The sequence below is a fragment of the Rhodococcus sp. LB1 genome, from assembly GCF_001583455.1.
Classification (GTDB): domain Bacteria; phylum Actinomycetota; class Actinomycetes; order Mycobacteriales; family Mycobacteriaceae; genus Rhodococcus_F; species Rhodococcus_F opacus.
Window position 1 is genome coordinate 1 of the sequence record NZ_LTCZ01000434.1, and the last position, 19,979, is coordinate 19,979.

Annotated in this window: 23 protein-coding genes, 1 tRNA gene and 1 pseudogene; 9 read left to right on the plus strand and 16 right to left on the minus strand. The window is 68.0% G+C overall.

The window, feature by feature from the left end; genetic code table 11:
- Positions 1 to 178, plus strand: a pseudogene (locus tag AZG88_RS45620) (NAD(P)H-dependent flavin oxidoreductase); the annotation flags it as partial.
- On the opposite strand, the gene AZG88_RS45625 reads toward AZG88_RS45620, so the two are convergent.
- From AZG88_RS45625 to AZG88_RS45645, 5 genes are read right to left on the minus strand one after another with little or no spacing between them, the layout of a single operon-like run.
- The gene (locus tag AZG88_RS45625; RefSeq protein ID WP_005251545.1) at positions 160 to 1,044 is read right to left on the minus strand and encodes a LysR family transcriptional regulator; all 885 of its coding nucleotides are present in this window, start codon (positions 1,042 to 1,044) and stop codon (positions 160 to 162) included. The pseudogene AZG88_RS45620 and the gene AZG88_RS45625 overlap by 19 nt on opposite strands.
- A 12-nt stretch (positions 1,045 to 1,056) precedes the next feature.
- Positions 1,057 to 1,935, minus strand: coding sequence for a LysR family transcriptional regulator (locus AZG88_RS45630; protein ID WP_005251547.1), 879 nt, complete (start codon positions 1,933 to 1,935; stop codon positions 1,057 to 1,059).
- A 47-nt stretch (positions 1,936 to 1,982) separates the two neighbouring features.
- Positions 1,983 to 2,744 (minus strand): crotonase/enoyl-CoA hydratase family protein, encoded by a 762-nt coding sequence (locus AZG88_RS45635; RefSeq protein WP_061701354.1) that lies wholly within the window; start codon positions 2,742 to 2,744, stop codon positions 1,983 to 1,985.
- A gap of 12 nt (positions 2,745 to 2,756) precedes the next feature.
- Positions 2,757 to 3,800, minus strand: coding sequence for an MBL fold metallo-hydrolase (locus tag AZG88_RS45640; protein WP_005251561.1), 1,044 nt, complete (start codon positions 3,798 to 3,800; stop codon positions 2,757 to 2,759).
- Positions 3,797 to 5,365 carry a long-chain-fatty-acid--CoA ligase gene (locus AZG88_RS45645; protein ID WP_025433191.1) on the minus strand — a complete coding sequence of 523 codons (1,569 nt, stop codon included), beginning with the start codon at positions 5,363 to 5,365 and terminating at the stop codon, positions 3,797 to 3,799. The genes AZG88_RS45640 and AZG88_RS45645 overlap by 4 nt, the downstream gene beginning before the upstream one ends.
- 168 nt (positions 5,366 to 5,533) lie before the next feature.
- On the opposite strand from AZG88_RS45645, the gene AZG88_RS45650 reads away from it, so the two are divergent.
- Both AZG88_RS45650 and AZG88_RS45655 read left to right on the plus strand, forming a co-directional pair.
- Positions 5,534 to 5,899: an ArsR/SmtB family transcription factor gene (locus AZG88_RS45650; RefSeq protein WP_005251569.1), complete on the plus strand. Its 366-nt coding sequence runs from the start codon at positions 5,534 to 5,536 to the stop codon at positions 5,897 to 5,899.
- Complete coding sequence (locus AZG88_RS45655; protein WP_025433190.1) at positions 5,896 to 7,104, plus strand: CaiB/BaiF CoA transferase family protein; 1,209 nt, start codon at positions 5,896 to 5,898, stop codon at positions 7,102 to 7,104. The genes AZG88_RS45650 and AZG88_RS45655 overlap by 4 nt, the downstream gene beginning before the upstream one ends.
- A gap of 54 nt (positions 7,105 to 7,158) precedes the next feature.
- Here the strand turns inward: AZG88_RS45655 and AZG88_RS45660 are convergent, their stop codons facing one another.
- From AZG88_RS45660 to AZG88_RS45695, 8 genes are all read right to left on the minus strand, one after another.
- Positions 7,159 to 7,587 carry a hypothetical protein gene (locus AZG88_RS45660; protein ID WP_005251571.1) on the minus strand — a complete coding sequence of 143 codons (429 nt, stop codon included), beginning with the start codon at positions 7,585 to 7,587 and terminating at the stop codon, positions 7,159 to 7,161.
- A gap of 189 nt (positions 7,588 to 7,776) precedes the next feature.
- Positions 7,777 to 8,379, minus strand: coding sequence for a hypothetical protein (locus tag AZG88_RS45665; protein WP_005251572.1), 603 nt, complete (start codon positions 8,377 to 8,379; stop codon positions 7,777 to 7,779).
- A gap of 182 nt (positions 8,380 to 8,561) precedes the next feature.
- Positions 8,562 to 9,632 carry a class I SAM-dependent methyltransferase gene (locus AZG88_RS45670; protein WP_005251573.1) on the minus strand — a complete coding sequence of 357 codons (1,071 nt, stop codon included), beginning with the start codon at positions 9,630 to 9,632 and terminating at the stop codon, positions 8,562 to 8,564.
- 50 nt (positions 9,633 to 9,682) lie between these two features.
- Positions 9,683 to 10,477: an energy-coupling factor ABC transporter ATP-binding protein gene (locus AZG88_RS45675; RefSeq protein ID WP_025433189.1), complete on the minus strand. Its 795-nt coding sequence runs from the start codon at positions 10,475 to 10,477 to the stop codon at positions 9,683 to 9,685.
- Complete coding sequence (cbiQ, locus tag AZG88_RS45680; RefSeq protein ID WP_025433188.1) at positions 10,474 to 11,238, minus strand: cobalt ECF transporter T component CbiQ; 765 nt, start codon at positions 11,236 to 11,238, stop codon at positions 10,474 to 10,476. Before cbiQ ends, AZG88_RS45675 begins: the two co-directional genes overlap by 4 nt.
- A 2-nt stretch (positions 11,239 to 11,240) precedes the next feature.
- Positions 11,241 to 11,603 carry a PDGLE domain-containing protein gene (locus AZG88_RS45685; RefSeq protein ID WP_025433187.1) on the minus strand — a complete coding sequence of 121 codons (363 nt, stop codon included), beginning with the start codon at positions 11,601 to 11,603 and terminating at the stop codon, positions 11,241 to 11,243.
- Positions 11,600 to 12,295, minus strand: a complete 696-nt coding sequence (locus AZG88_RS45690; RefSeq protein WP_037183109.1) for an energy-coupling factor ABC transporter permease — start codon at positions 12,293 to 12,295, stop codon at positions 11,600 to 11,602. Before AZG88_RS45690 ends, AZG88_RS45685 begins: the two co-directional genes overlap by 4 nt.
- 127 nt (positions 12,296 to 12,422) lie before the next feature.
- Entirely contained in the window at positions 12,423 to 13,349 is a 927-nt protein-coding gene (locus AZG88_RS45695) for a DNA-3-methyladenine glycosylase family protein (RefSeq protein WP_005251584.1), read from the minus strand.
- Between the two features lie 72 nt (positions 13,350 to 13,421).
- On the opposite strand from AZG88_RS45695, the gene AZG88_RS45700 reads away from it, so the two are divergent.
- Both AZG88_RS45700 and AZG88_RS45705 read left to right on the plus strand, forming a co-directional pair.
- On the plus strand, positions 13,422 to 13,955 hold the full coding sequence (locus AZG88_RS45700; RefSeq protein WP_005251586.1) for a ribonuclease H family protein: 534 nt from the start codon (positions 13,422 to 13,424) through the stop codon (positions 13,953 to 13,955).
- A gap of 64 nt (positions 13,956 to 14,019) precedes the next feature.
- Entirely contained in the window at positions 14,020 to 14,895 is an 876-nt protein-coding gene (locus AZG88_RS45705; protein WP_005251588.1) for an amidohydrolase family protein, read from the plus strand.
- Between the two features lie 42 nt (positions 14,896 to 14,937).
- Here AZG88_RS45705 and AZG88_RS45710 read toward each other — a convergent pair whose 3' ends face one another.
- The gene (locus AZG88_RS45710) at positions 14,938 to 15,381 is read right to left on the minus strand and encodes a VOC family protein (protein WP_025433186.1); all 444 of its coding nucleotides are present in this window, start codon (positions 15,379 to 15,381) and stop codon (positions 14,938 to 14,940) included.
- A gap of 110 nt (positions 15,382 to 15,491) precedes the next feature.
- Here AZG88_RS45710 and AZG88_RS45715 point away from each other — a divergent pair, with 110 nt between their 5' ends.
- Positions 15,492 to 16,043 (plus strand): hypothetical protein, encoded by a 552-nt coding sequence (locus AZG88_RS45715; RefSeq protein WP_061701355.1) that lies wholly within the window; start codon positions 15,492 to 15,494, stop codon positions 16,041 to 16,043.
- 205 nt (positions 16,044 to 16,248) lie between these two features.
- On the opposite strand, the gene AZG88_RS45720 is transcribed toward AZG88_RS45715, so the two are convergent.
- Positions 16,249 to 16,321, minus strand: a tRNA-Arg gene (locus AZG88_RS45720).
- A gap of 71 nt (positions 16,322 to 16,392) precedes the next feature.
- Between AZG88_RS45720 and AZG88_RS45725 the strand changes: the two genes are divergently transcribed.
- Positions 16,393 to 17,163 carry a dienelactone hydrolase family protein gene (locus tag AZG88_RS45725; RefSeq protein WP_025433185.1) on the plus strand — a complete coding sequence of 257 codons (771 nt, stop codon included), beginning with the start codon at positions 16,393 to 16,395 and terminating at the stop codon, positions 17,161 to 17,163.
- Here the strand turns inward: AZG88_RS45725 and AZG88_RS45730 are convergent, their stop codons facing one another.
- Positions 17,164 to 17,421 carry a hypothetical protein gene (locus AZG88_RS45730; protein WP_061701356.1) on the minus strand — a complete coding sequence of 86 codons (258 nt, stop codon included), beginning with the start codon at positions 17,419 to 17,421 and terminating at the stop codon, positions 17,164 to 17,166.
- Positions 17,422 to 17,597: 176 nt separating this feature from the next.
- Between AZG88_RS45730 and cycA the strand changes: the two genes are divergently transcribed.
- Entirely contained in the window at positions 17,598 to 19,076 is a 1,479-nt protein-coding gene (gene cycA, locus AZG88_RS45735) for a D-serine/D-alanine/glycine transporter (protein WP_061701357.1), read from the plus strand.
- A gap of 113 nt (positions 19,077 to 19,189) precedes the next feature.
- On the plus strand, positions 19,190 to 19,978 hold the full coding sequence (locus AZG88_RS45740; RefSeq protein ID WP_005251596.1) for a M23 family metallopeptidase: 789 nt from the start codon (positions 19,190 to 19,192) through the stop codon (positions 19,976 to 19,978).
- Position 19,979 lies beyond the last annotated feature (1 nt).

The window sequence follows — 19,979 nt, forward strand, 5'->3', positions numbered from 1 at the left end:
GTCGGACCCGTCCGCCATGAGCTTCCGCGGCGGAACCGCAAAAACGAAGGCATGGCGCGACATCTGGGGATCCGGACAGGGGATCGGCACCGTGCGCTCCGTGCAACCGACGGCGGAACTCGTCGACCGGCTCGTCTCCGAGTACGCCGCGGCAAAGAACTACCTGCTCGCGCTGTAACCTTCCGCCCGCACGAGTTCGACGAACGCGTGGCCGACGGGGGAGAGCATGTCGGGATCGAATGCGATCCCGAAGGTGCGGGCAATCGTCGGCTCCGCGCGGCGGACCACCGCGCGGTCCTGGGCCGCCTCCGCGATCGACCGTTCCAGCAGGGTTCCGCCTATTCCCGCGAGTACCAGGGGAAGTCGCGCCTCGCGGTGATCGGACAGCGCCGCGAGGGTCGGGCGTGCCCCGGCGTGACGGATCGATTCCTCGATCTCGTTGGCGACGGAGTGGCCGCGGGGGACGAAGACCATCGGGATGTCGGGGAGTGCGGCGAGCAGAACGGGACCTTCCGGCACGTCGGTGCCCGGCGGGTACACGAGCCAGTACTCCTGTTCGCCGAGTTCGACGACGTCCAGACGGGCGTCGTCGAGCGGGAGGTGCGCCACCACGAATTCGCAGTGGCCGTCCTCGATCAGCGACCCGGCCTGCGCCTCGTCTTTCAATTCACCCAACCGGACCATCACGTTCGGGTGGGCCCGCCGGAATTCGGTGACGAGGTCGACGAGGGGCCCGATCGCCAGCGCCGGAAACGCCATGATGTCCAGTCGGCCGGCGAGGGCCCCGTCGGAGGTGGCGAGGAGGTCCTCGACGGCGGTGACGTCCCGCAGGATCTGCCTGCTCGGCCCGACCATGCTGCGCCCCGCGGCGCTGAGCACCATGCCCCGGCCGATGCGGTGGAACAGCTGCACACCCAGTTCCCGCTCGAGCCCGCGCAGCGCCTGCGAGATGGTGGGCTGTGCGACGCCGAGCGACGCGGCGGCCCCGTTGATGCCTTCGTGTTCCACGACGGCAAGGAAGTACTCGACCTGACGCAACTCCATGTGCTCAGTTCCTCACTCGGGTGCCGGTGTTCGGGTGGACTGCGCGATCGCGACGAACGCCGAAGCCGCCGGCGATCCCGGCCCGGACCGCTGCACGAGGCCGACGGGGCGGGTCAGCTTCGGCGTCATCGACCGGATCGAGACCCCGCGCAACTGTTCCTCGGCGACGAGGCGGGGGAGGACGGTGGCCCCCGCGCCGCGCATCACCAGCTCCCACGTGGCGCCCGGATGCGTGCAGTCGATGACGACGTTCGCGGGCTCGCCGACGAGATCGGAGATCAGCGCGGCGTCGCTCTTGTCCCCGAGATCCTGAACGAGCGGAATGTCGCGGACGGCCGAGCGGGGCACCGGATCGGGAAGGGTCTCGGCGAGTGCACCGGGCAGGGCGAGTACCAGCTCCTGGTCGCCGATGGGGACCGAGCGCAGCGCACTGTGGTCGACGGACAGGTCGATCACCCCGAGTTCGGCCTCGCCGCGTCGCAGGGCGCCGAGGACGCCGGTGGGACCGTCGGCGTCGATGATGCGGACCGTCACCCGGGGGTACTGCTCACGGAACCGGCGCACCAGGTCGACGATCGGATCGATCGAGAACGCCGCGTAGGTGACGATGTCGACGCGGCCGGACACGAGTTCACGCACGGCGGCGACCTTGGCCTTGGCCCGCTCGACGTCGGCGAGGATGCGCCGGGCGGCGACGTCGAGGGTACGACCGTCCTCGGTCAGCTCGAGACGCCGCCCGGTGCGGTCGAACAGGGTGACACCGAGGCGGCGTTCGAGTGTGCGGATCGCCTGCGAAAGCGACGGTTGCGAGATGTAGAGGGACTGCGCGGCCCTGGTGATCCCGCCGTGATCGACTACCGCGACGAAGTAGGTGACGAGATGCAGGTCCACGCGGTCATCGTACGGAAGCCGTGATGCGGGCTGCGCCGATCACGCGGCTAGCGGCCACGCCACACCGGCGGGCGCTTCTCCGCGAACGCGCGCGCACCCTCCTGGGCGTCCTCGGAAGCGAACACCGGATCGAGGAAGCGGCGTTGCCCGGCGAACGCGTCGGGGTCGGTGTAGTTGGCGGACATCGCGACGACCTGCTTGGTGGCGCGCACGGCGAGGGGACCGTTGGCGGCGACCCGTGCCGCCAGTTCGCGGGCGGTGTCGAGGGCCTGCCCGGGCTCGGTGAGCCGGTTGACCAGTCCGTGCGCGTGCGCCACCTCGGCGGTGAGGGGGTCGCCGGTGATCGCCATCTCCATCGCGATCGGGTACGGAAGCACCTTCGGCAGTCGCAGCAGACCGCCTGCGGCGGCGGCGAGCCCCCGCTTGACCTCGGGGATGCCGAACTTGGCGTCGCGGGCGGCCACGATCAGATCGGCCGACAGCGCCAATTCGCAGCCGCCGGCCAGCGCCCAGCCCTCCACCGCGGCGATCAGCGGCTTCGTCGGCGGGGCTTCCGTGATGCCGCCGAAGCCACGGCCGGGCAGCGACGGCCGCTCCCCGCGGGTGAACGCCTTCAGATCCATGCCCGCGCAGAACGTTCCTCCGGCGCCGGTGAGGATCGCGATCGTCAGGTCGGGCCGCGCCTCGAACTCGTCGATCGCGGCGGCGAGCGCCTTGGCGACCTGGAGGTCGACGGCGTTCTTCGCCTCCGGCCGGTTCAGGGTGATGACGGCGACGCCGTCGGAGAATTCGGTGAGAACCACGCTCATGGGGTGTCTTCCTTACGGTGTCGGGGTCCAGCGTTCGGGGTGCCCGCCGAGTGAGCGGATGCTCCCGCGGTCGGCCAGAACGAGCAGGTGGGCATGGGTTTCGCGGACCGCGAGGCGGAGCAGGCGGTCGGACATGGATTCGAACGGCCGCGACCACGAGATGTGTTCCGAGATCTCCCACGCCGTCGATTCGGGGTGCACGCCCAGAGTTTGGACGATCTCGGCGAAGCGTTCCTCGTGATGACCCATCAGTTGCCGGGCACGGTCGGCGATCCCCCGGAAGCGGTACTCGTGGGCCGGCAGCACTTCGCCGTCGGGCATGGAGGTGGTGGCGTGCAGCGACAGCAGGTAACGGTGCAGCGGGTTCTGCAGCTCGCCGGGGACCGTCGAGATGTTGGGACTGATGCGGGGCAACATGTGGTCGCCGCTGAACATCAGTCCGTGGGTGTCGTCGACGAAGGTCAGATGACCGGGAGTGTGCCCCGGGGTCCAGACCGCCCGCAGATCCCAGCCCGGCAGGTCCAGGGGAGTGCCGTCACCGAGCACGACGTCCATGGATTCGCCTGCCCCCAGCCGAACGAGGTCGACGCGGGCGGCCGCGAGGATGTCGGTGGGCGCCCCGAGTTGGGCGAGCTGGGTGTTCCACAGTCGTTCGTCGGCGGTGGTGTCCTCCGGCGAATGGTGGCCGAGCAGTGCGGCATCCGCGCTGTGCATCGCGAGCGCGGCCCCGCTGACCTCCCGCAGCCGGGGCGCGAGACCGAAGTGATCGGGATGCAGGTGGGTGACGGCCGCGTACCGGACGTCGGTGACGTGGTGCCCGGTCTGGGCGATGCCGTCGACGAGGGCTCGCCACGACTCCTCGGAATCCCAGCCCACGTCGATCAGGGCGAGGCCGTCGGGCAGCGCGAGCGCGTAGATCAGGACGTAGCGCAACGGGTTTCGCGGCATCGGCACCGGGATCGACCACAGTCCGGGGCGTACCTGTTCGACCGGTGGCAGGACGCCGCGGGCCCACGCCTCGCGCTGGACGGTACCGACGTCTTCGGTGACGATCACGACGGCACCTCCGTGGCGCGGAGCCCCTCGCGCAGGGTGCGTTTGAGGATCTTGCCGCTCGCTCCTCGCGGAAGTTCGGCGACATAGACGATCTCCCGCGGCTTCTTGTACGACGCGAGCCGGGCGGCGGTGAACGCGATCAGGTCCTGCTCGTCCGGTTGGTTCGACGGATCGACGAGCCGGACGACCGCCGTCACGGACTCACCCCACGTCCGGTGCGGCACGCCGACCACCGCCACCTCGGCCACCGCCGGATGCTCGGCGAGCACCGATTCGACCTCGATCGGGTACACGTTCTCGCCTCCCGTGATGATCATGTCCTTCACCCGGTCGGTGACGAACAGGTAGCCCTCCTCGTCGATGTGCCCGGCGTCGCCGGTGCGCAGGAAACCGTCGTGGGTGAGCAGTTGCGCGGTCTCGTCCGGCCGCCGCCAGTAGCCTGCGACGTTGTTGCGTGAGCGGCACACGATCTCCCCGGACACGCCCACCGGAAGCCGGGCGCCGGTCACCACGTCCCGGATCTCGACCTCGACACCGGGCATGGGTTTGCCGGCGGAACGCAGCAGGTGCGCGCGGAGTCCGGACGGGTCGTGGTCCTCGACGGCGAGGGCGGTGACCGAGCCCGTCGTCTCGGTCATGCCGTAGCGCTGCACGAATCCACAGCCGAGGCGATCGATCGCCCGCCGGAGCAGAGTGGTGGTGATCGGCGCCGAACCGTAGGCGACCAGTTCGAGGCTCGACACGTCGTAGCGGTCGAGGTCGGGCACGTCGAGGAGCATCTGAATGGTCGACGGAACCAGGAAGGCGTGGGTGATCCGATGCCGTTCGACGAGTTCGGCGACCTGCCGGGCGTCGAACGCGCCGAGCAGCACCACGTGGACGCCCGCCGACAGGCACGTGCTCAACCAGCCGGCACCCGCGATGTGGAACAGCGGCATGGCGTCGAGCGCCACCGAGCCGGGCTTCCAGCGGTAGATCAGCAGGCCCTCCGGCTCGTTGTGCAGGTTGCGATGCGTCGCCACCACGCCCTTCGGGAAACCCGTCGTGCCCGATGTGTAGAGCTGCAGCACCTCGGCGTCGGGGTCGTCCCCGAGACCCGGATCGGTGGCGGTGCCCGACGTGACCAGCCGGTCCCACGTCCACGTGCCGGGCGGAAGAACGTCGCCGTCGGTTGCGCCGACGACCACCACGACCACACTCGGGAGCGCGTCGCGGACGGCGTTCGCGGCGGCAGCGAATTCGGATTCGACGATCAGCACCCGGAGTTCGGCATCGACCGCGATCGCGGCGGCCTCGGCGGCAGGGAGTCGCCAGTTGAGTGGGACGAACACCAGCCCCGACTTGGCGGCGGCCACGAACGTCTCGACACCCTCGGTGCGCATCCGGAGCAACGCCCCGACCCGGCCGCCGTCGGAGGTCAACGCCGACAGCGCGGTTGCGATCCGATTGGTCCGCCAGTCGAGCTCCGCGTACGTCAGCGTGGTGTCACCACACGTCACTGCCGGTGCTCCGGGCCGCTCTGCGGCATGGTGCCGCACGCGCTGGGGTAGATGCAGACCGCTCACATCACGCTCCTCGATGACTCGTCGACGCCGCCGGGGAACCGGGTGACGCGTGCTGCCAGTCGACCACCCGCGTGAGTGCGGAAACAAAGTCACAGAGCCGAACGGACAGTGAGGAATCGCCTATGGATGCCCGGCCGAGCGGCCTCGCGGCGTTTGTAGACTGGCGTGATGGCCGCCACCCCCGCCCTGAACCCCGAGGATGTTCAGCGTGCTGCGGCGGCACTGCACACCCCCGACATCGACGGCTGGGCCAACCGGTTCGAACTGCTGTCGGACGGCAACCGCCTCCGACTGCTGTTGTGTCTGCACCACGCCCCCGACATCTGCGTCGGCGACCTGGCCGCGGCACTCGACATGACCGGCACCGCCGTTTCGCACGCTCTGCGACTGCTCCGCAACCAGGGGTGGGTGTCGGCGACGCGGGACGGTCGCTCGATGCGGTACCGGCTCACCGACGACACCGTGCACGAACTGCTGCACACGATCGGGGCCACGCACTATCACAATCACACGGGAGCCGAAGAGGAAAGGTGAATCCCGACATGGAGAACGACCCCGGACTGCTGCCGCTCGACGGCATCACCGTCGTGGCACTCGAGCAGGCCGTGGCCGCTCCGCTCGCCACCCGCCATCTCGCGGACATGGGCGCGCGGGTCATCAAGATCGAGCGTGTCGGTGAGGGCGACTTCGCCCGCAACTACGACGACGCGGTGTTCGGGCAGGCCTCGCATTTCGTGTGGCTGAATCGGTCGAAGGAGTCGCTCGGCGTCGACCTGAAGTCCGAGGTGGGCCGGGACACCGTCGCGCAGCTGATCGCGAAGGCCGACGTCTTCATCCAGAATCTCGCACCCGATGCCGCCGACCGGCTGGGGTTCGGCGCCGACGAGTTGCGCGCCGAGCACGAGGAACTGATCGTAGTGAACATGTCCGGCTACGGGTCGGCGGGGCCGCGGCGCGAACGCAAGGCGTACGACATGCTGGTCCAGGCCGAAACGGGGATGATCTCGGTGACCGGCACCCCCGACACCGCGACCAAGACGGGTGTCCCGGTGTCCGACATCGCGGCGGGAATGTATGCGATGACGTCCGTCCTCGGCGCCCTGTTCCGGCGGTCACGCACCGGGGTGGGGGCGCGGATCGACGTGTCGATGTTCGACGCGACCGCGGAGTGGCTGGGCCACCCGATGTACATGAAGATGTACGCCGACAAGCAGATCCCGCGCGTCGGGCTCGGTCATGCGGCGATCGTCCCGTACGACTCGTACCCGACCCTCGACGGACAGATCCTCATCGGTGTCCAGAACGACCGCGGGTGGCGGCAACTGGTGACCGACGTGTTCAAGCGACCAGAACTCGCCGACCATCCCCGGTTCGCGACCAATATGCTGCGCGTGCAGCACCGCGCCGAGGTGGACGCCGTCGTCGCCGAGGAGACTCAACGTTTCACGAGCGCGGCTCTCGACCAGGCGCTCGCGGACTCCGGGATCCCGGCGGCGGAGCTCAACGACATGGGCGGGCTGATCGACCATCCGCAGCTGGATCAGCGCGACCGCTGGCGTGACATCGGAACCGAGGCCGGGCCGATCAGGGCGATGCTGCCCCCGATGACGTTCTCCGACGTGGAGATGCGGATGGGCGACGTGCCCGCGCTCGGCGCGCACACCGATCGGATCCTCGGTGAACTGGGCTGGTCGGCGGAAGATATCGCGACGATGCGCGACCAGGGCGTCGTCGGCTGACGACGCGCCGCAGCCCCGGCCCGAGTGAGGCCGGGGCTGCAGCTCGCTCTTCGCTCAGGGTGTGGCGAAGAACTGCTCTACGGCCGGCTGGGCGTTGGGATTACCCACACCGATGCCGATGACGGCGCCGGCGATGGTGCCGACCACTGCGCCGACGATGCAGCCGGCGATGAAGTTGGGGAAGATCGACACGCACCCGATGGCCATGCCCACGTTGGAACCGATCGCCATGCCCTGCAGGCCCGCGTTGTTCCAGCCGGTATTGATCTCGTTGGTCATCTTGTCGAAGGCGTCCTGCTTCACTTCGTTCTCCGGGAAGAACTGTTCGGCCACCTGGCTGCTGCCGCCGTCGGCTGCCGGGGTCATCAGCGGCTGCGACCAGTCGATTCCCTGAGGTGCGGGATCGGCATACGCAGTGCCCGCCCCGACGGCCATCGCGGAGACGACGAATATGGACAATGCCAGAGTTTTCAAGAGTTTCATGGAAATCCCACCATGTCGTAGGACGAACACGGCCCCCACCTGAGTGCACCGAACATCGTTGTGCGTGGACCATATTCGCTGGAAAACCGGAACGGCTACATGCATATGTGGGTGCGCGGTGATGCTCCCCGTGTGCGAACTAACCCATAGCCCTCCCGAAATCGTCTTCGGAGTCGGACGGAAGCCCCGCTACGGGGTTCCGAGGAATTCGTACACCGCTGGTGGCGCAGCGGGGTTCGCGTTGCTGATACCCGTGACGGCGCCGATCGCCGCGCCCACCGCGGCACCGGGGAGGCACCCGCCGAGGATGAGGAAGATGCACCCGACGACGAATCCGATGCCTGCGCCGATCGCCGTCGCGGTCCCGCCGCCGTTGTCCCAACCGATCTGCAGCTGCTCGACCATGTTGTTGTACGCCGAATCCCTGTCGACCGGGGTGAGGGCGAGGGTTCCCGCGACCGGGGTCGTCGTGGGTGTCAGGTTCAGGAACCGGCCGGCGTCGGTGATGAGCGGATCGATCGTAAATTGCACACCGGCGATCGAATAGCGCAGGGGGATCGTGCCCACCGGGGTGCCCGAATCGTTGACGATGTCGACGGCTGCGGCCGTCCGCGACAGGGTGAAGTGCCCGGCGTCGAGTGCCGTGCCGACCGATCGGCCGTCGGCGCTCAGGCTGGTGTGCGAGATGACGGCCTGGTCGGCGGGGGTGGGGGCGGCATACGCGGTACCCATTCCGACACACAGGGTGGCGATCAGCAGCGCTGCCGGTGCTGTCACTCTATGCAGTTTCATGGTGTTTCCCATGCGTAGTAGCGGATGACAAACGACAAATCTGGTTCGACCTGGCGCTTCACAGTTGCCCCGACCGGCGAAAGCGTCCGTAACCTGCCTACTGCAGACATCTTCCCCCTTCGGATGCCCCAGTTTTCGGCCTTTCCGCAAAATACGTGCGTATCGGGGTGGCGGTGCAGGGATTACACCGTGAGCCGGTAGAACCGGAAGAACCCGAAATCCTCGATGGGCAGGATGTCCATGGTGCCGAAACCGGCCGCCTCGGCGTAGCTGCGCAATGTGCTCGGGCGCATGACCGTTCCGGTGCCCGCGCTGGGTGTGTGGTTCATGCCGTCGGGAAGGCACACGGTGAGGCTGAATCCGTACATCAGCCGCTCGACGTCGCTTCCCGGCGCGGAGAACTCGTCGTCCACCGCCTCGTCCATCACGATCATCGCGCCACCGGGAACCAGTGCCTTCCGAACCGCGGACAGTACTTCGACGGGCGCGGGCATGTCGTGGATGCATTCGAACGCGAACGCCGCGGTGCAGCTGCTTTCGGGAATTCCCGCCGCATCCGATTCGGTGATCGTGATCCGATCGGCGACATCCGGCCGCTCGCGCACGTTGGACCTCGCGAGTTCGACGGTCGCGGTGTCGATGTCGTAGCCGTGGAGCCGGGCGTCCGGGTAGGCGCGCGCGAGTGCGATCGTGGACCAGGCGCCGCCGCATCCGACGTCGGCGATGGCGGCACCGGGCGTCCGGAGCAGTGCGTCGACCTCGGGTACCGACGCCAGTGCACCGGGAAGAACCTGCTCGTACCACGGCCGATTCATGTCGGCCTGCGACTCACGGGCATCCGCGCCGTACTGAGCCCATCCCACGCCGCCGCCCGTCCGATACGCCTCGAGCAGTGCGGGCATCTGCGTGGTCGCGGCGACGAAGATCCGCGCCAGCGGTGCAAGATAGTTGAGACTCTGCTCGTCGGTGAGCACTTCGGCGGCGCCGGCCGGAAGCGTGAACGTCCGTGGCTCCGAATCGTCGACCGTGAGAAGTCCCGACACGGCCTGCTGTTCGAGCCATTCCCGCGCGTACCGCGGGTGGGTGGAGGTGCGTTCCGCCAGTTGGTCCGCGGTCGCCGGACCTTCCGACGCGAGACTGCGGTACCAGCCGAGACGGTCGCCCAGATGGACGGCGAGGAGGTCGATCGCCCCGAGCGATGCGTCGAAAATGCGCTGGGACACCGCCCCGGCGTCGGCTTCGGGTATGGACATCGCTGACCTCCGGCGGGAGTGCGGGCGAAGCTTCGTCTCCCCATCGTGGGCTACCCGATCGGCGGTGTCACGGATCGTTCGCCGGGCGAATGAGGGTCGGTCGCGGGAAGCCGGAAACCCCAGGGCAACTCGAGGCGATACTCGGCGAGCAGCGCGGGGTCGCCGAGCAGTTCCAGGATCGGACCGTCGGCCACCAGGTGTCCCTCGTCGAGGATCACGGCGCGCGTGCACAACTGGGCGGCGTACGGCAGGTCGTGCGTGACGAGCAGGTGCGTGGTGTCGATACCCAGGAGGACGTCGGTCAGTTCGCGTCGGGCGACGGGGTCGAGATTGCTCGACGGCTCGTCCAGCACGAGGACGTCCGGGGCACACGCGAGGACCGTCGCCAGCGCGACGCGGCGGCGCTGCCCCACCGACAGGTGCGCGGGATTGCGATCGGAATGTGCCGTCATGTCGACGGCCGCCAGCGCGTCGTGCACCCGCTCGTCGAGCGCGGTCCCGGTGATCCCGAAATTGACCGGACCGAACGCGACGTCCTGCGCGACGGTCGGCATGAACAACTGGTCGTCCGGGTCCTGGAAGACGATGCCGACGCGGCGCCGGACCTCCCGCACCGTGTCCCGGGACGCTCCCCGCGACAGCTCCAGCCCGCCCACGGTCACGCTGCCCTCGGTGGCCGTCAGAATGCCGTTGAGGTGCAACATCAGTGTGGTCTTCCCGGCCCCGTTCGGACCGAGAACCGCCACCCGCTCACCGGGTTGCACCGTGAGATCGATCCGGTGCAGCGCGGCCCTGCCGTCCGGATACGCGAACGAGACGCCCTCGAGATGCACGGCCGCGGTCATCGGAGCACCCACGCCGTGACACAGATCCCCACCGTGCACACGGCAGGCACGAGCCCCGCCCGCCACAGTGCAGCGGTCGCAGGCGGCGCCCCCACAGTGGGTACCGAACCGGTGAAACCCCGCGACAGCATGGCCAGGTGGACGCGCTCGCCGCGCTCGTAGGAACGCACGAACAATCCGCCGACGCCACGGGCGGTGGCACCGATCTGCCGGAACGTCCGGGGGTCGTCGCCTCGGGAGAGCCGGGCGGTGCGCATCCGCTCGACCTCGGCGGTGAGCAGGTCGAGGTAGCGCAGCATCAGCACCACGATCGTGGTGAGCATCGCGGGCACGCGCAGCCGCGCCAGACCCAACGGCAGGTCCCGGGCCGGCGTCGTCGCGGCGAGTGTCAGTGAGACCAGGACGCCGAGCGTGCCCTTCACGAGAATGCCCCAGGCCGCGTAGAGGCCCGCGACCGACAGCGACAGTCCGAGGACGGTGACGCGTGCACCGCCCTCGGCGAACGGCAGGAGAAGTGCGAGCGTCACGAACGGCAATTCGATCAGCATCCGCGGTCCGATCCATCTGATCGGAATGCCGGCGATCCGCCAGATCACGATCAGGATCGCGAGATACCCGGCGAACGCCCAGAACGCCTCGCGTGGCGTCGCGACCACCGCGAAGACGAAGACGACGGCGCAGACGATCTCGACCTCGGCCGGCAGCCGGTGCAGGGGTGACGTGCCGTCGAGGTAGAGCGGATGGGCGTGGCCGGCTCCCACGGTCAGGGGCTCGTTCGGTTCCGCCGCGCGCGGGCGAGCAGCCAGAACAGGCCACCCGCGACGACGAACGTCGCGGTGGCGCCGATCACGCCCGCGACCCCCGTGAGATGCGACCGGCCGCCCACCGTGTAGTCGGCGAGCGGCGAGTCCGACAACGGATGGGCGGACGCGTTCTGGGCGATGCAGTCACCCACGAGCGTCTCCCCGGCATCGGTTTCCACGGTTTCGCACCCGCGAGTGGTCGCGGAATCCAGACCGTCCGGACTCGAGCTGGCGAGATACGAGACCGCGCCGGCGACGAGCAGCGCCACCAGCGCGAAGCCGAGAAGGAATCGGCGCAGCGAGACCGGCGACGACGTGCTCATGCCCGCACCTCGACTCGTCGGGGTGCCGTCCGCAGCAGGTACACGAGGTCGGGGCGCGCCTTCGCGACGGCCGTCACCGTGACGGCGGTGATGAGGCCTTCGCCGATGCCGATCAGCACGTGCGCCCCGAGCATGTACGCCGCCACCGCGCCCAGTGAAGTCGAATCTCCGGACGTCGCATGACCGCCGATCGCGTACTCGAGGACGAAGCCCATCGACGCCGCCACCGTTCCGCACAGTGCCGCGGCGAACGCGAGCCCGCCGAGCACGCGGAGGCGCAGTCGCTGCCGTCGCACGACGAGCGGACGCAGGGCCACCGCGACGCCGTAGCCGACGACCACCCCGATGATCGCCATGTTGGTGATGTTCGCTCCCAGCGCTGTCAGCCCACCGTCGGCGAACAGCAGGGCCTGCACGATCAGCACGATCGAGACGCAGAGCATCCCGGTGTAGGGGCCGACGAGGATGGCGGCGAGCGCACCACCGAGGAGGTGTCCGCTCACACCGGGAAGGATCGGGAAGTTGACCATCTGGACCGCGAAGATGAAGGCCGCCACGAGACCGGCCATCGGTGCGGTGCGTTCGTCGAGTTCCGAGCGCGCGCGCCACGCGGCGATCGACAGTCCCGCCACCGCGACGACGACGAACAGCAGTGAGGTCGGCGCATTGATCAGGCCGTCGCTCATGTGCATTGCCACGGGTTCCACGGCGACTCCTCCGGCCGGCAGCTGATCCTTCGAAGTCTAGTTTCTCGTATGAACACTTGAACAGGTGTTCATGGGTGCGGGAAACGCGTATAGGCCCTCCGCGAATGCCAGGTCAGTGCCAGGTGTGGTCGACGAGCGCCGTCCGGGGCCCGAATTTGGGTTTGACGGCCTGCCCGCTCACCTCCAGCAGCCGCACGGCGCGATGGCGGTGCGGCTGAAGCGGGGCCAGGTACTCCACCATCTCGGCGTCGTCGAGGGGCTTGCCGAGCAGCGACCACCCCACCATCGCGGCGAGGTGATAGTCGCCGACCGACAGGGCGTCGGGGTCGCCGAGCGCACGCTGCGACACCTCGGCCGCCGTCCAGATCCCGACACCGGGGACGGACATCAGCCGGCGATTCGCTTCCTCGCGGGGGAGGTCGACGATCTTCTCGAGCCGGTCGGCGACCTGCGCGCAGCGGACGATCGTCCGGGACCGGTTCGGGTCGACGTTGGCCCGGTGGAATTCCCAGGACGGAACCCGCCGCCACACGTCCGCGGTCGGGGGCAGCCGCATCCCGTCCGGAGCGGGTCCGGGAGCGGGCCCACCGAACTTCCACACGAGACGCCGCCACGACGCGAACGCGGCGATGCCGTGCACACGCTGCTCGAGGATCGCGGGCACGAGGGCCTCCATCACCCGGTCGGTGCGGCCGAGGCGCAGCTGCGGGAATCGGCGGTGAGCCTCGACGAGGATCGGATGGTCGGGGGCGAAATCAGCGCAGTCGTCGTGGTCGCCGACGAGGCGGCCCAGTCCGGCGGACAACTCGTGGGCGCCCGCACCCCACGCCTGACAGCGCACCGAGTGGCGGTCGATCTGGGTGATGCGATAGGTGACCGGGCCCGACTTCTGCACCGACGTCCGCCAGATCGAGCCGTCGGCCGTCCGGCGGTGGCAGGGGTCGCCTTTGCCGCGTTGCAGCGGCTGCAACGACATGGCGACGTCCAGGGGACGCCGCGCGGTCACGGTGGTCTCGACCACCTCCAGCGAAACCGTCATCGAATGCAGCGTATCCACTCCGAAGGCGACCGCCACCGGCGGATGTCGGAGCGCGCACGTAAAGTCCCAGCCATGATCATCGTGAGTACCGACGGATCCTGCCTCCGCAACCCCGGTGGGGCGATCGGCTGGGCATGGGTCAATCACGAGGGTCCCAGCCAATCGGGTGGCGAACCCTCCGGGACAAATCAGATCGCCGAGCTGCGGGCCCTGCTCGAAGCGATCACCGCGCATCCCGGGGCAGATCCGCTGCTGATCGAGTCCGATTCCCAGTACGCCATCAAGTGCGCGTCGGAGTGGCTGCCCGGTTGGAAGCGCAAGGGCTGGAAGACGGCGGGTGGCGCTCCCGTCAAGAACCTCGCGCTGGTGCAGTCCATCGACCGGGCCATCAGCGAACGCCCCGGGCCCGTGCGTTTCCGCTGGGTTCGTGGCCACGTCGGCAACCACTACAACGAGATGGCCGACGTCCTCGCCGGCGAGGCCGCTCGTGCCGTCGCCTCCGGTGCGCTCGCCCCGGCCCCGGCCCCGGTCTCTGCCCCTGCCCCTGCACCGGCAGCAGTCGCGCAATCCACCCCCGAGGCCGAGGACGCGTTCACGCTGTTCTGATTCGGCCCCCGTTCTGATCTGCCGGGGTTCTGCGTCCGGCACTGCGTCGAGGAGAAGAAGACCGTTGTCCGAGGATCTGCGGGTGCAGGAGTTCTGGCGTGCGCTGGGGCTGCCCGGCATCATCGACGTCCACACCCACTTCATGCCCGCGAATGTGATGGAAAAGGTGTGGGGCTACTTCGACGCAGTCGGTCCCCTCACCGGACGTGAGTGGCCCATCCACTACCGGCACGAAGAGGATGTCCGCGTCGAACACCTCCGTGGGTTCGGTGTCAGGCGGTTCACGTCGATGATCTACCCGCACAAGCCGGCGATGGCTGCGTGGCTGAACCAGTGGTCGGTCGAGTTCGCCGAACAGACCCCCGACTGTCTGCGGACGTCGACGTTCTACCCGGAGGAGTCCGCGGCCACGTATGTCGCCGAGGCGGTCGAGTCGGGGACGCGCGTCTTCAAGTCCCACATCCAGGTGGGCGACTACTCGCCGAACGATCCGCTCCTCGACCCCGTGTGGGGTGTGCTGCAGGAGTCGGGTGTCCCGGTGGTCATTCATTGCGGGTCGGGGCCGGCGCCCGGCACCTACACGGGCCCCGGCCCGATCGCCGAGTTGCTGTCGCGGTACCCGAGGCTGCACCTGATCATCGCCCACATGGGTCTGCCGGAGTACCGGGAATTCCTGGACTTGGCCGACCAGTACGGCAACGTGTATCTCGACACGACGATGACGTTCACGGACTACACCGAAGCTGCCACACCGTTTCCGCGCGACCAGGTGCACCGGCTGGCGGATCTGCAGGAGCGGATCGTGTTCGGCAGCGACTTCCCCAACATCCCGTATCCCTACCTCGACGCACTCGAGGGTCTCACCCGATTCGACCTCGGCGAGCCGTGGCTGCGAGCGGTATGCCACGACAACGCGGCGCGGCTCTTCGCGATCGACTGACGACCCGGTGTCGTGCCGCGTCGATCCGGTTCCGTGTCACCGTCATTCGCCCTCGGGCCAGTCACCACTGCTCTCGCCCGGGCGTAGGGTGCCGAACGTCCACTCGAAGCCCTCGAGGTCGAGGACCCGGCAGCGATAGTTGCCCCATGGGGTGTTCGCGGGTTCCCACACCGAGGTGGCTCCGGCCTCGACGGCGGTGGCATAGACCTCGTCGACTTCGCTGTCGGTGCCGACGCTGAGATACGTGCCGTGCCCGACGGTCTCGCCCCGGAGCGCCGGCCGGTCGTAGTTGCCGTCGTCGCTGAAGACCATGATGGCGGCGTCGCCTCGGCGCAATTCGGAATGCATGATCCCGCCGTTGTCGTCCGGGAACTCGAGGGTGGTCTCGAACCCGAACGCGCGCTCGAGCCAGCGCAGAGCGGCCGGGGCGTCACGGTAGGCGAAGTAGGAGTGCAGGGCGGCCTGGCGGTTCTCGGTAGTGGTCATGGGGCGACGATACGAACGATCGAGGTCAGCCACGGTCCGCAATTACCGTAGCCCCGGAATGTCGGTCGGCGCGTTTACGCTTCGATTCCCACGCGACGAAGGCGACCCCGATGGATGACTTCCTCAACGACGGCGAAACGTTCGACGACTTCATCATGCGGACCGAGCGGGAGATCGAGATCCACCGGCTGAACATGGACTACCACCTCTCCGGGATGGAACATGCCCTCCGGGAGGGTTCGAAGTTCTTGTACTTCCAATGGGCACTGGCCGCTGTCGCCCTCGCCTGTGCGGCGCTCAGCTATGTGTACGGAGGGTATTGGTTGATGGCGTCGGTCCCATTCTCTCTCGGTTCACTCGGTCCGGCTTTGGTGCACCGCACGTATATGAAGGAATGGAGAAAAGAATTCCGCGCGTTCGACGCGCTCGAGGCGCCGGCGGTTCTGAAGCAGGTCCGGGACGAGATGGAGAAGGCCGAGAAGGCGAAGCGGAAGTCTCGGTGGTGGCGGCGCGTACGCAGGCGCCGCTGGCCGGGCTACCGTGCGCTAGAAAGGATTCCACCAGTTGATGAAGGCGATGTAGAGATTGGTCGGGAAGAAGAACTCCCAGTCCAATCCCATGTACGGCAGGTCGGGCAGTATGCCGATCATGTTGACTCCTAGAACTGATTGAACCAAGAAACGAAGGCATTCCACCAAGGCCCCACTGGACTCCAAACCTCCGGTGCCAGGATTGGTGGCAAGTCGAACAGAATGCCGATCATGATCCCGTCCCGACCTACCCGGCGTATCGCCCGCGGTGTGACCTGCGTTACCGCAGCGGAGGCGCGACAACAGTGTGCAATGAGGACCGTCGCAGGCAGGAGAGTGCCCTCGGCAGGATTCGAACCTGCGACCTACCCTTTAGGAGAGGGTTGCTCTATCCCCTGAGCTACGAAGGCGCGGCGCACGCGCTGGGCGCACACCGAGGTGAGTGTAGCGGGAATGGTGGTGCGCTCGCGATGGGGAGGGCATGGTTGTCGCAGATGTTCTGGAAGTGACGACGGAACGGGAGACGCACATGTCCGAGATCGACTTGACCGACCTCGCTGCGCGGCACGACGGTTCGCTGAACTTGCACGGTTATCTGGCGCGGCCGTCCGGTGAGGGTCCGTGGCCGGGTGTGGTGATGGTGCACGAGGCGTTCGGCTTGGACGATGTGATGCGTCGGCAGGCGGACAGGCTGGCGGCTGCGGGGTTCCTGACGCTGGCGCCGGATCTGTTCAGTGCGGGCGGTGCGCGACGCTGTCTGGTGTCGACGATGCGGGCGATGCTCTCGGGGAAGGGCCGGGCGTACGGCGACATCGAGGCCGCCCGTCAGTGGTTGTCCGGTTCGTCGGACTGCACGGGGAAGATCGGTGTCATCGGGTTCTGCATGGGCGGCGGGTTCGCCCTGATGACCCTGCGCACGGGGTTCGACGCGGCGGCCCCGAATTACGGGGTCCTGCCGCGCCACCTCGACGCGGCGGTGGCGGGCGCGTGCCCGGTGGTCGCCAGTTACGGCGGGAAGGACTTCGCGCTGCGGAACGCGGCGGCCAAGTTGGAGGCGGCGCTGACGAAGGCCGGCGTGGCTCACGATGTGAAGGAGTACCCCACTGCCGGCCATACGTTCTTGAACGACGAACTGGCTGGACCGAAGGTGCTGCGCCCCCTGGCGAAGGTCACGGGGATGGTGCCCGACCCGGAAGCCGCCGCCGACGCGTGGAAGAGGATCGACGGTTTCTTCGGGGAGCACCTGGGTTGATCAGTGGATGTACTGGCGGGCGCTCGAGGTGGTGTGCCGGTAGTCGAGTCCGCATGCCCGGATGACCTGCCCGAGACTGAGGTAGCCCTCGACGCTCGTGGCCTTCGCGAATTTGCCGTCGGCCCGCACCGTGACCGTGACGCTGGACGCGACCGAATCGACCCGCGCGAGCTCGTACTCGTCGACCCCGTCGGCGGCCTGAGCCACGGAGGTGACTGCGCCCTGGGCGTACGCGATCTCGATCAGGTCCTCGATCATGTGCAGGCTCCTCGCCTCGAAGTAACGAACTGAGGTTAGCCTTAGCTACTCGGCTTCTGTCAAGTCCCTCGATGCGGAATACCGTCCTCGACCGTGGTCCGCGGGCGGTCCCGGCGTAACGTGACCCACGCTTTCGGACGGTGACAGCAAGGACTGAGAAGGGTTGCAGGTGTTCCATGGCTGACCGCACTTCCTCGACGGGCTCGATCGGATCGGAACCGGGTGATGGCTCAGGGACGGGACCGGCCGGCGAGCCGCATCTCTCCAGGCAGCTCGCCAACCGGCACATCCAGCTGATCGCGATCGGCGGAGCAATCGGCACGGGCCTGTTCATGGGGTCCGGGAAGACGATCTCGCTGGCCGGACCGTCGGTGATCTTCGTCTACATGATCATCGGTTTCATGCTGTTCTTCGTGATGCGGGCGATGGGTGAGCTGCTGCTCTCCAACCTGCATTACAAGTCTTTCTCCGACTTCACCGCCGACCTCCTCGGCCCCTGGGCCGGGTTCTTCACGGGGTGGACGTACTGGTTCTGCTGGATCGTCACCGGCATCGCGGACATCGTCGCGATCTCCGGTTACGTGCAGTACTGGTGGCCCGACCTCCAGCTGTGGATCCCGGCACTGATCGCCATCGCGGCGCTGCTGCTGCTGAACCTGCCGACCGTGCGGGCGTTCGGTGAGACCGAGTTCTGGTTCGCGCTGATCAAGATCATCGCCATCGTCAGCCTCATCGTCGTCGGGCTCGTGATGGTGTTCACGCACTTCACGTCGCCCAACGGGTCCGAGGCCGGCTTCGACAACCTGTGGAACGACGGCGGCATGTTCCCGACCGGGGCGATGGGCTTCGTGGCCGGATTCCAGATCGCGGTCTTCGCGTTCGTCGGTATCGAGCTCGTCGGCACCACGGCGGCCGAGGCGAAGGACCCGGAGAAGAACCTGCCGAAGGCCATCAACTCGATTCCGATCCGCATCCTGCTGTTCTACGTGGTCTCGCTGATCGTGATCATCTCGGTCACACCGTGGCGTGAGGTCGTGCCCGGCGAGAGCCCGTTCACGGCGATGTTCACCCTCGCCGGTCTGGGGATCGCCGCCGGGGTCGTCCAGTTCGTGGTGCTGACGTCCGCGGCGTCCTCGGCGAACTCGGGCATCTATTCGACGTCCCGGATGGTCTACGGCCTCGCGCAGGAGGGGGACGCGCCGGCCCGGCTCGGCCGGCTCTCCTCCCGCAAGGTCCCGGCCAATGCGCTGATGTTCTCGTGCGCCTTCCTGCTGTCGGCGATCGCGCTGCTGTTCTCCGGCGACTCCGTCATCGAGGCGTTCACGACTGTGACGACAATCTCATCGGTGCTGTTCATGTTCGTGTGGACGATGATCCTGGCCAGCTACATCGTGTACCGGAAGCGTCGCCCCGAACTGCACGAGGCGTCGAAGTTCAAGATGCCCGGCGGTGTGGTGATGTGCTGGGTCGTCCTGGCGTTCTTCGTGTTTCTCATCTGGGCGTTGACCCAGGAGTCGGACACCCTCGAGGCTCTCCTCGTCACCCCGGTATGGTTCGTCGTGCTCGGGATCGCGTGGGCGGTGATCCGCCGGCGTGCCCCGCACCGCGCTCGCTACGCCGCATTCAAGGCCGAGCTCGAGGAGCGCCGAACATAAACGTTCGGTAACGGTGGCGCGGACCTATATCGTTTTGTTACATTCGTCGCCAGACAGAGGAGCCCACCCCGGATGGGGAGAGCTGCAATCCGACGACTGACGAGGTATTTACTGTGGGTTCCCACCACCGGGCGAACGGGTCTTCCATTCGCTTCGAGATCGATCCGGACGCGGCGCGCGGACGCCATCGCAACCAGCAGACCGGAGCGGGTGTGGGCATCAAGGCCGCGACTGTTGCGGCCGCCACCGGAGCGATCGTGGTCGGTGCAGCCCAGCTGGGCGCCGGAAACGCAGCTGCCGCCCCCGTCGACTCCCACGAGGCGAGCGGCGCGCAGACCCTGCCGGGCCTGCCGTTCGAGATCCCGGCCGGTGTCCTCCCCGCCGGCTTCGAACTGCCCGCAGACCTCGGTGCCGCCGCCCAGAACCTCGGCGGCCCGGACCTCGGCGCTCAGGCGCAGCAGTGGCTGTCCAACGTCAACCCGGTCAAGCCGCACGCGGTCCAGCCGGTGTCGGGCAAGCTGACCTCCAACTTCGGTTCCCGCTGGGGAGCGCACCACGGCGGCATCGACATCGCGGCGCCCATCGGCACCTCGGTGCTCGCGGCGGCCGACGGCCAGGTCATCGACGCCGGCGCGGCGTCCGGTTTCGGACTGTGGGTGCGTCTGCTGCACGACGACGGCACCGTCACCGTCTACGGACACGTCAACGACTACACCGTGAGCGTGGGACAGCGCGTCACCGCCGGGCAGGAAATCGCCCACGTCGGTAACCGCGGCCAGTCCACCGGACCGCACCTGCACTTCGAGGTACACGACGCGAACGGAAACAAGATCGATCCGGGGCGCTGGCTGCAGGATCGCGGCGTGTCCGTCACCTGGGGCGACGCAGGCGCCAACGCCTAAG